Annotated in this window: 8 protein-coding genes; 7 read left to right on the forward strand and 1 reads right to left on the reverse strand. The window is 62.2% G+C overall.

All coding sequences use genetic code 11. The annotated features are described in order from the left end of the window. Positions 1 to 410: TetR family transcriptional regulator (locus AC1DUU_RS13300; RefSeq protein ID WP_476783891.1), on the reverse strand; the 410-nt coding region annotated here is incomplete at its 3' end. 52 nt (positions 411 to 462) lie between these two features. Between AC1DUU_RS13300 and AC1DUU_RS13305 the strand changes: the two genes are divergently transcribed. The 7 genes from AC1DUU_RS13305 to AC1DUU_RS13335 all read left to right on the forward strand — a co-directional run bounded on the left by AC1DUU_RS13305 (position 463) and on the right by AC1DUU_RS13335 (position 9426). After that, positions 463 to 2487, forward strand: a complete 2025-nt coding sequence (locus AC1DUU_RS13305) for a CocE/NonD family hydrolase (RefSeq protein WP_476783892.1) — start codon at positions 463 to 465, stop codon at positions 2485 to 2487. 24 nt (positions 2488 to 2511) lie between these two features. After that, positions 2512 to 4053, forward strand: a complete 1542-nt coding sequence (locus tag AC1DUU_RS13310) for an ABC transporter substrate-binding protein (protein ID WP_476783893.1) — start codon at positions 2512 to 2514, stop codon at positions 4051 to 4053. Positions 4054 to 4105: 52 nt separating this feature from the next. Beyond that, on the forward strand, positions 4106 to 5071 hold the full coding sequence (locus AC1DUU_RS13315) for an ABC transporter permease (protein ID WP_476783894.1): 966 nt from the start codon (positions 4106 to 4108) through the stop codon (positions 5069 to 5071). After that, positions 5068 to 5910: an ABC transporter permease gene (locus AC1DUU_RS13320; protein WP_476783895.1), complete on the forward strand. Its 843-nt coding sequence runs from the start codon at positions 5068 to 5070 to the stop codon at positions 5908 to 5910. Before AC1DUU_RS13315 ends, AC1DUU_RS13320 begins: the two co-directional genes overlap by 4 nt. Beyond that, complete coding sequence (locus AC1DUU_RS13325) at positions 5910 to 6899, forward strand: ABC transporter ATP-binding protein (RefSeq protein ID WP_476783896.1); 990 nt, start codon at positions 5910 to 5912, stop codon at positions 6897 to 6899. The genes AC1DUU_RS13320 and AC1DUU_RS13325 overlap by 1 nt, the downstream gene beginning before the upstream one ends. Then, positions 6899 to 7702 (forward strand): ABC transporter ATP-binding protein, encoded by an 804-nt coding sequence (locus AC1DUU_RS13330; RefSeq protein ID WP_476783897.1) that lies wholly within the window; start codon positions 6899 to 6901, stop codon positions 7700 to 7702. Before AC1DUU_RS13325 ends, AC1DUU_RS13330 begins: the two co-directional genes overlap by 1 nt. A gap of 224 nt (positions 7703 to 7926) precedes the next feature. After that, positions 7927 to 9426 (forward strand): HAL/PAL/TAL family ammonia-lyase, encoded by a 1500-nt coding sequence (locus AC1DUU_RS13335; protein WP_476783898.1) that lies wholly within the window; start codon positions 7927 to 7929, stop codon positions 9424 to 9426. Positions 9427 to 9775: the final 349 nt, after the last annotated feature.

The following is a 9775-nucleotide window of genomic DNA, read 5'->3' on the forward strand; positions in this document are numbered from 1 at the left end:
CCCGTCAGATGATAGAGATGCTTGATGCGCGGCTCGGTCTGGGAAGCGATCATGAACTGCATCCACGCCGCCGCGCGCTTGGGCGCGCCCAAGTGCTGCGGCGCGAACGAGCCGTCGACGATCGCCCGCAGCCGCTGCACCGGCGTCGGATTTGCAGGCGCCAGCTTGAGAATATCCTGACGAAACAGGTTCGACAGATTACGCATGGCCAGCGCCATCAGCTCTTCTTTGCTGTCGAAATAGTGATTGACCAGCCCGGCCGACATTCCAGCGCGCCGGGCGATGGCTGCCATCGTGGCGCCGGACATACCTTCGTCCCCGATGACAGCGACCGCGGCGTCCATCAATTCTTCCCGGCGCATCGCCTTGATTGATCGTTTCGCCATTGCATTGCCTTTCAGTTTGTGCATTGATTAGCCATTCAATATATTAAATGCTCATTTAATCAAAGCCGGAGTTCGTATGCCCAGCGTCATTATTTCCGGGGTCAGAACAGTCGAAACCCACTGGATTCCGCTTGCCGACGGCCGCAAGCTGGCCGCACGCTTGTTCCTGCCAGAAGACGCCGAAGACAATCCCGTCCCGCTGATCCTCGAATACATACCGTATCGCCGTCGCGACGGCACGCGCACGGGCGATGAGGAGATGCATCTTTTCTTCGCCGGCCACGGCTATGCCTGCGCCCGCGTCGACATTGCCGGCACCGGCGATTCCGAAGGCCTGCTCGACGACGAATATGTCAAGCGCGAGCAGGACGACGCGCTGGAGATTCTCGACCATCTTTGCGCGCAGCCCTGGTGCACCGGCGTGGCCGGCATGATCGGCAACAGCTGGGGCGGGTTTTCCGGTTTGCAGGTCGCAGCGCGCCGTCCGCCGCAATTGAAGGCAATCGTCACGTCCTGCTCAACCGACGATCGTTACGCTTGCGATGCGCACTATAATGGTGGCCTGCTGATCAACGATAATTTCGGCTGGGGCGGGGCGTTGTTCGGCTATTCGGCGCTGCCGCCGGACCCGGCCGTCGTCGGCGAGGATCGCTGGCGGCAGATGTGGAAGGACCGGCTCGACGACCACAAGAACCATGCCGCTGAATGGCTGAAGCATCAGCGTCGCGACGCGTTCTGGAAGCAGGGTTCGGTGTGCGAGGAATTTTCTACGATCGAGTGCGCCGTGCTGGCGGTCGGAGGCTACCTCGATGGCTACACGCAGACCATCTTCAGCCTGGTCGAGAACCTCAAAGGGTTGGCCAAAGGTCTTTGCGGTCCGTGGGGCCACAAGGAACCAAACTATGGCGTACCCGGCCCTGCCGTCGGTTACCTGCAGGAATGCATCCGCTGGTACGATCACTGGCTGAAGGGCATCGACAACGGTGCCGACCGCGAGCCGGACATGCGCTTCTACCTGATGGACTATGCCACGCCGCATTCGCATATCGACTTCAGGCCAGGCCGCTGGCTGGGTTTTCCGCAATGGCCGGCAAAGCAGATCGGCGACAAGACCTGGTGGTTGAACGGCGACGGCAAGCTCGGCGAAACGCAGGATGCCGGCGGGGCAAGGCCGATCATTTCCTCGCCGCTCACCACCGGCGTGCAAGGGCAGGAATGGTGCCCCTATGGCCAGGGCCGCATCTCGGCCGAAGGCGCACGCGACCAGCGGGCCGATGATGGCGGCTCGCTTTGCTTCGACAGCGTGGTGATGGATGCCGACCTGCCGCTTGCCGGCATATCGAAAATCAGGCTGCGCGTCGCCGCCGACAAGCCACAGGCGCAAATCTGCGTCAGGCTGAACGATGTGGCGCCCGATGGCACCTCCGCCTTCATCACCTTTGCGCTGCTCAATCTCACGCACCGCGAGAGCCACGAGTTTCCGACGCCGCTGACGCCAGGTCAGTTCGAGGATGTCGAACTGGAATTCAAACCGGTGGCGCAGATCATCCCCAAGGGACACAGGCTGCGGGTGGCGATTTCCTCGTCCTACTGGCCGATGGCCTGGCCGTCGCCGGAGCGCACGATGCTGACACTCGACCCAAAGGGCTGCCGGCTCGATCTGTCGATCCTAGCCAGCGAAGATGGCCTGGCACCCGTCGCTTTCGAGGAGGCGCTGTGGGCGCACCCCGGTCCGGTGACGATCAAGGAGCCGGCGCGCCAGCTGCGCTCGCTGACGACCGACCTGCCGACCGGACGCAACGAACTGACGGCACTGTCCGACGATGGCCGCTTCGTCTTCGAGGAAACCGGCACAGAGATCACCTCTTGGCGCCGCAAGGTCTATGGGATCACCGACGACGACCCGGCGAGCTGCGTGACGCAAGTGACCTGCCATGAGGAATTGACCAGGCCCGATTGGAGCGCACGGCTCGATTGCGGAATAACCATCAGCTGCGACCGCGACAATTTCTACGCACGCGGCTGGGTCAAGGCTTACGAGCGGGGAACGGTCTTCGCCGAGCGGACTTACGACGAGGTCATTCCACGCGATTGCATGTAGCCAACAAAAAAAGGGGGAACAAAAATGCACATGAAACTCGACCGCAGAACATTCCTGGCCGGCTCGTCGGCACTGGCGATCCTGCCCTATGTCAGCTTCGCGCGGGCGGCTGACAGAACCAACCCGATCATCGCGCTCGATGCCGATATTGGCAATCTCGATCCGGGCAATCGCGTCGGCACCACCGAAGGCAACATCATCCGTTCGGTTTGCCAGACGCTGGTGCGGTTCGAGCCGGGCAAGACCAGCTGGACCAACGACGCGGCCAAGGAGTTCAAGCAGATTTCCGTCACCGAGTTCGGCTTCGAACTCAACCCCGGCCAGATGTTCACCGGTGGCTTCGGCGAGATGACAGCCGACGACGTCAAATACTCGTTCGACCGCTACATCAATGGCGACAAGAACGGCAAGAAGCTCGCCTATGCCGACGACATGAAGGCGCTCAAATCCGTCGAAGTCACCGGCAAATACACTGGCAAGCTAATCCTCAAGCATCCCTCGGCCGCACTCTGGCTGATCGGCATCTGCGACGCGTCAGGTGCGATCCTGTCCAAGAAGGCCGTCGAACAACTGGGCGACAAGATCGCCACCACGCTGATCGGCTCCGGACCGATGACTCTCAAGGAATGGCGCCCGAAGGAACAGTTCGTGCTCGCCGCCAACCCCGACTACAAGGGGCCGTACAAGGCGCATTTCGAGGAGATCACCTGCAAGATCATTCCCGAGCGCAAGACCTCCTTCCTGTCTTATCAGGCCAAGGAGCTCGACTTAACCGCTTTCGATGCCGACCAGCTCGACACCGCCAAGGGCCTGCCGGACACCAAGGTGATCGACATTCCAGGGATCGACTACACCTGGATCGGCATCAATGTGCAAAAGGGCGATCTCGCCGACCTTAAGGTGCGCCAGGCCATCCGATGGGCGATCGATGTCGATGCGATCATCCAGGGTGCCTATTCCGGCGCCACTTCGCGCGCCAAGACGCTGCTGGCGCCCGGCCTGCTCGGCAACTGGGCCGATGCGCCGCTCTACACGAGGGATCTCGCCAAGGCGCAGGCGCTGCTCGCCGAGACCGGCAAGACGGGGCTGACCTTCACCTTCACGTGTCTCAACGACGCGACATCGCTGGCGGTGGCGCAGATCGCTCAGGCCAATCTCGCCGAAGTCGGCATCACGCTCACTATCAACGCGATGGATTCAGGCGCCTACTGGGCGCTCGGTGCCGACGATGCCGGCAAGGATCTCGAACTGACGCTCATTGCCTACACCTCCAAGTTCGACCCGAGCTTCCAGACGCAGTGGTTCCTCGCCAGCCAGATCGGCCTGTGGAACTGGCAACGCTGGAACAATCCCGAGTTCGACAAGCTCCACCAGGAGGGCCTGGAGACGCTGGACACGGCCAAGCGCGAGGAGATCTATATCAAGATGCAGAAGCTGCTCGATGAATCGGCTTCCTGCATCTGGGTCACGCACGGCCGCAACTTCTTCGTCAACGCGGCCTGGCTGAAGCCTATGTTCCTGCCCAATGGCAAGGACTGGCAATTCGAGTTCTTTGACAAGGCGTGAGGTCGATGGACCAGATGACCAGTTGTGGCGGACCAGACCCGGAGCCCCGTTCATGAGCAGATCGCAACGGACTGCCGCTTTCATCGCGAGTCGTCTGGCATCGGTGGCGCTGACCATCGCCGGCGCCGCGCTCCTTCTATTCCTGATGGTGCGCCTGGTGCCGGGAGACTTCACCTCGGTGATGCTCGGYCCGCGAGCAACGCCAGAGCTTCGCGCCCAGATAGCCCATGACATGGGCCTCGACCGCAGCCTGCTCGAGCAACTTTGGCTGTTCGCCAGCCGCGCCGCGACCGGCAATTTCGGCGAGGATGTCGTCTCGCGCCGGCCGATCCTCGAGATCGTTCTCGATGTCATTCCCAACACGCTGGCCCTGGCCTTCAGCGCGCTGGCGCTGGCGCTGGTCGTCGGCATTCCGATCGGCGTCATCGCGGCGCTGAAACCGGGGTCGTGGCTCGACAGTGGCTTGGCCCTGCTGTCGATCTCCTTCATCACGACGCCGACGCTGGTGGTCTCGGTCATCCTGTTCCTGATCTTCGCCATCGGCCTGCACTGGCTGCCGGTGGCCGGTGCCGGTGCGCCCGGCGACATCGCGGACCGGCTACGGCACCTGATCCTGCCCAGCGTGGCGCTGGCGCTCGGCTGGGTGGGCTACATCTCGCGCCTGGTGCGTGCGGCGCTGCTCGACACGCTGGCGGAGCTGCATGTGCGCACAATGCGCGCCTATGGTGTATCCGAATACCGTATCGTTGGCCTGTACGCGCTGAAGCTTGCTTTGGTGCCGGTCGTGTCTATCCTCGGCATTGGGCTCGGTGACCTGATCGGCAGTTCGGTCGTCGTCGAGATCATCTTCGCCCGCTCCGGCATCGGCAGCCTGATCTTCAACTCGATCGCGCAACGCAACTACCCCGTGGTGCAGGCCTGCGTCGTCTTTATCGTAGCATTCTACATCGTCGCCAACCTGATGGTTGATATGATCAACGCGCTGCTCGACCCTCGCATCGCGGGGGCCCGCACATGAGCGGACTGGTCGTGACGCTCAAACGCATCTGCTCTGAACGCGACGGCCGGCTTGGGCTGGCCTTCACATTGGCTATCCTCGTGTTCGCGCTGGTCGGCCCGCTTGTCAGTCCCGATCCCAATGCGATCGACATCAAGGCCCGCTTTGCGCAGCCGGGACTGACGCATCTGCTCGGCACCGACAATCTCGGTCGCGACCTGATGGCGCGCACCTCGGTCGGAACGCGCTATGCGTTGACGCTGGCTGTGATGATCGTCGTCATCTCGTCGATCATCGGTTCGGTGATCGGCATTGTCGCCGGCATCGCCGGCGCTTGGATAGATCGGGCGGTGATGGCGGTCTTCGATATCGTCAACGCGTTCCCACCGCTCATCCTGGCCTTCGCGCTGATCGCGCTTTACGGGAAGGGCTCGGCCACCTTCGTGCTGCTGGTCACCGTCGTCTTCATTCCGCAATTCGGCCGCATGGCACGGGCCCGGGCGCACACCTTGCGCAATCTGAGCTTCATCGAAGCTGAGCGCATGCTCGCTGTTCACCCCGTTACCATCGTGGTCAGGCATTACCTGCCCAATGTCGCCGGCCCGGTTATCGTGCTGGCCAGCATGAACCTGCCTGTCGTAATCGCCTTCGAAGCCTCACTCTCCTTCCTCGGCTTTGGCGTACAGCCGCCGAAATCCTCACTGGGCACGCTGATCAAGGACGGCTTCGTGTCGATCAACCAATCCTGGTGGCCGACCATCGCCGCCGCCCTGGTGCTGGCCATTGCCACACTCGGCGCAACCTTGCTCGGCGAGGCGCTGCGGCGTGTCATCGACCCCAAAACAGCGAGTGTGAGCTGATGGCGATTTCTGTGCGCAACCTGTCGGTCGACTATAGCCTGCCACATGGCACCGCGCATGCACTACGCGACGTTTCCCTGGAGATCCAGAAGGGCGAAATGCTCGGGCTGGTCGGCGAATCCGGCAGCGGAAAATCGACCGTCGCCTTCGCGCTGATGGGCCTGCTCGCCAACAATGCCAAGGTTACATCAGGCACAGCGAAGATCGACGGCAAAAGTTTCGACCTAACCAAGCGCAACGCGACGGCGGCGCTGCGCGGCCGTGGAATGGCGATGATCTTCCAGGATCCGATGCTCTCGCTCAATCCGGTGTTCACCGTTGGCACGCAGCTCTGCGAAGTGCTGCGCCGGCGCTCTCCCGGCAGCGACCGCAAGACACGCATAGGGATGGCCGAAGACGCGCTCGACAAGGTCAAGCTGAGCAACCCGCAGCGGCGGATGGGCCAGTATCCGCACGAGCTGTCCGGCGGCATGCGCCAGCGCGTGGTGATCGCCATGGCGCTCTTGTCGGAGCCGGCGCTGCTGATCGCTGACGAGCCGACCACCGCGCTCGACGTGACGGTCGAGGCGCAGATCATGCGCGAGATCATCGGCCTGCGCGACCGCATTGGCTGCGCCGTGCTTCTGATCACCCACAGCCTCGGCTTGGTCACCGAATATTGCGACAAGCTTTCGGTGCTCTATGCCGGCGAAAGACTGGAAAGCGGTACGGTCAACAAAGTGCAGCAACAGCCCGGCCATCCCTATACCCGCATGCTGTTCGACTGCGAGGTGCAGATCGACCGCGAGCGCCATGCCGATGCCTCTGAGAATCGATTCACGGTGATTGCCGGCGAGCTGCCGGATCCGCGCCAGCGGCCGCCCGGCTGTATCTTCAACGGACGCTGCGACGTCTCGTTCGCGGATTGCGCTGTCGTCGATCCCGGCGATTATCTCGTCGGCGATGATGCCGGGCACAGCGCCCGCTGCCTTCGGCTGGAGACGCCGTGATGGACGCGATCTCGATCAACAATGCGCAGTTGCGCTTTGGCGAAACCGCCGCGCTCGACGGCGTCTCGCTCTCCATTCCACAAGACAAATGTTTCGGAATTGTCGGCGAATCCGGCTCCGGCAAGACGACGCTAATGCGCGCCATTCTTGGCCTGCAGAAGCTCGACCAGGGCGAAATCCGCATCCTGGGCAATCCGCTGGTGCACAGCCGCGCGGCACTCAAGCAACGCGCGAGCTTCATCCAGCCGATCTTCCAGGATCCGGCCGCCTCGCTGTCACCGCGCAGCCGCATCAGGACGCTGATGAACGAGGTGGCCACAGTATTGAAGGAGCCAGTCGCGACGACCGATGAGCGGCTGCGCGTCATCCTGAACCGGCTCGGCCTGTCGCAGAGCGTCGTCGACAAATACCCGCACGAGATCAGCGGCGGACAGGCGAGGCGGGTGGCGATTGCCCGGGCGCTGCTGATGAAGCCGTCGATCCTTGTCGCCGACGAGCCGACCGCCGGTCTCGATGTCTCCGTTCAGGGCGATCTACTCAACCTCTTGCAAGACATCAGGCGGTCAGAAAAGATCACGCTTGTCGTCATCAGCCACAATCTGGCGATCGTGCGGCTCATCGCCGAAAACGCTATCGTCATGCGCGCGGGAAAAGTGGTTGAGGGCGGCGACGTTGGGTCGCTATTCAAGTCGCCACGGGAAGCCTACACCCGCGAATTGCTGGCGGCGTGGCCGAGCATCACGCGGGCGGGGCCACCCGCTCTAAGGTTTGAGGTTCAGGATCACGGTGAGCTTGGATTGTGATTCAAGCTCCGGATGGATCGATTTGTGCTGACTGACGCCCAACGGGCGAAGATGGAACCGCATTGCCTCGGCAAGCCGAGCGACCCCGGGCGCGGAAGATCGACGCCATATCAAAGCAGGCACGCGCGCACTTCTGCAGCTCGTTTGCACTCATGAAACAAGGCTGGCGCAAGGCAGCCAATCGGCCATCTCGCACACAAACCAAGCCCTTTCGAGAGCATGCCATGGTAGTATCAATAGACATATCTCCAAGTTGGCGCGACATCGCGCGGATCAGCGATGGTGAGACGCTGGCGCTTGCGCCTGCCGCTTGGGACCGTGTCGTACACGCAAACCGCATCGTGGCGCGCATAGTCGAAAACGGCATACGCGCCTACGGCGTGAACACCGGGGTTGGCGCGCTGTCGAACACAGTGGTCGAACCTGCTTTGCAGCAGCAACTTTCTCGCAACATTATCTTCAGCCACGCTTGCGGGGTTGGTGATCTGCTGCAGGAGCGCAGCATCCGTGCCATCATTGCATCGCAGGTGGCCAATTTTGCGCACGGCCACTCTGGAGTGCGACCAGAGATCGTTCTCAACTTACTGAGCTTCTTGGAGCGCGGCTGCATCCCCGAGGTACCGTCGCGTGGATCGGCGGGGTATCTCACGCACAACGCACACATTGCGCTTGTATTGATCGGCGAGGGCAGGGCGCGTGTCGCGGGGCGTCGAATGAGCGGACGTGACGCCTTGGCAGCCATCGGAGTCGAACCTCTGGTGCTCGGCGCCAAGGAGGGCCTCAGCCTGGTCAATGGCACTGCCTGCGCTACCGGACTTTTGTGTGTGGCATTGGCTCGCGTCCAACGCCTTTTGCGCTGGGCCGATGCAGCGGCGGCTCTAACGCTCGAAGCAGCTGGCTGTCAAATGGCGGCTTTTGACGAGCGCGTGCTCGCCATGCGGCCGTCACCTGGTATCGAGGCGGTAGGCACAACGCTGCGCGGGTTGCTCGAAGGGAGCGGCCTGATCGACGCGGCTCGCGGGCGACGCACTCAAGACGCGCTCAGCCTTCGCGCTGTACCTCATGTGCATGGTGCCGCCCTTGAGGTGATGGAGCGCTCTGCACACCTGGTCGACCGCGAACTGGCTTCCGTCACGGACAATCCTGCAGTGTCGGGTACGCTGGACAACCCATTGGTCTTTTCGCAGGCGCATGCAGTTGCGCCCGCGTTAGGTCAGGCTGCCGACAGTCTGACGATCGCTCTGGCTCAGGTGGCTGCTATGAGCGAGCGACGCATCGACCGTCTGGTCAATCCGCTGGTCAACAATCTGCCGGCGTTTCTCGCAAGTGAAGGCGGCTGCAATTCTGGCTTCATGATTGCGCAGTATACTGCCGCTTCGTTGAGTAACGTGAACCGCCGCCTGGCGGCCCCGGCTGCGACTGACGGGGGTGTTACCTCCGGCTTGCAAGAAGACTTTCTCGCCCATCCGACCGTCGCCGCCAATAAGCTACTAGCCGTTATCGACAATGCCGAATACATCCTGGCAATTGAATTGATGGCCGCAGCACAGGCGCACGACTTCCTGGCTGGCAAGGAAACGCGTGCCCCTCGAACAGATGCGATCTATCGCACTGTTCGCGAGCGCATTGCACACTATGCAGACGACCGCCCGCTATCATGGGATATGGAAACGCTTCGCGATTTCATCCGCGAGGTTGATGTGCCCAAAGGGCCGTCCAAATAGGCGGTATGCGCTCCTGAATCGGGGGAGGCGACACGTCGACCACAAGCTTGAACAGGCAATCTCCGGCCTCAATGAGGGCCGGGGCTCTTTGGCAAACAACGAGACCCGACTGCGTGAACTGAACCGATCTGGCGGGCTCAGACGGCCCGCAATCGGATGGATGATACCGGCAAGGTCTCCAGCTTGGACCCCATCTCCCAGTGCCACCGCTGGTTCGAAGATGCCCCTAACCGGCGCATACGTGAAAGCTTGCCTGCCATCGACCCGCATGGATCGTGGCGGCTCAGCCGGCTCAACGACGGCGTCGGGCAGGATGCCCATATGCTTCAGCACACGCAGCACCCCGTCT

Source organism: Aminobacter sp. P4_H6_2 (assembly GCF_056400805.1).

Coding starts and splice junctions, on each gene's coding strand:
- AC1DUU_RS13310 (WP_476783893.1), top strand. CDS start 2,512: ATGCACATGAAACTCGACCGCAGAACATTCCTGGCCGGCTCGTCGGCA.
- AC1DUU_RS13325 (WP_476783896.1), top strand. CDS start 5,910: ATGGCGATTTCTGTGCGCAACCTGTCGGTCGACTATAGCCTGCCACAT.
- AC1DUU_RS13335 (WP_476783898.1), top strand. CDS start 7,927: ATGGTAGTATCAATAGACATATCTCCAAGTTGGCGCGACATCGCGCGG.
- AC1DUU_RS13320 (WP_476783895.1), top strand. CDS start 5,068: ATGAGCGGACTGGTCGTGACGCTCAAACGCATCTGCTCTGAACGCGAC.
- AC1DUU_RS13305 (WP_476783892.1), top strand. CDS start 463: ATGCCCAGCGTCATTATTTCCGGGGTCAGAACAGTCGAAACCCACTGG.
- AC1DUU_RS13330 (WP_476783897.1), top strand. CDS start 6,899: ATGGACGCGATCTCGATCAACAATGCGCAGTTGCGCTTTGGCGAAACC.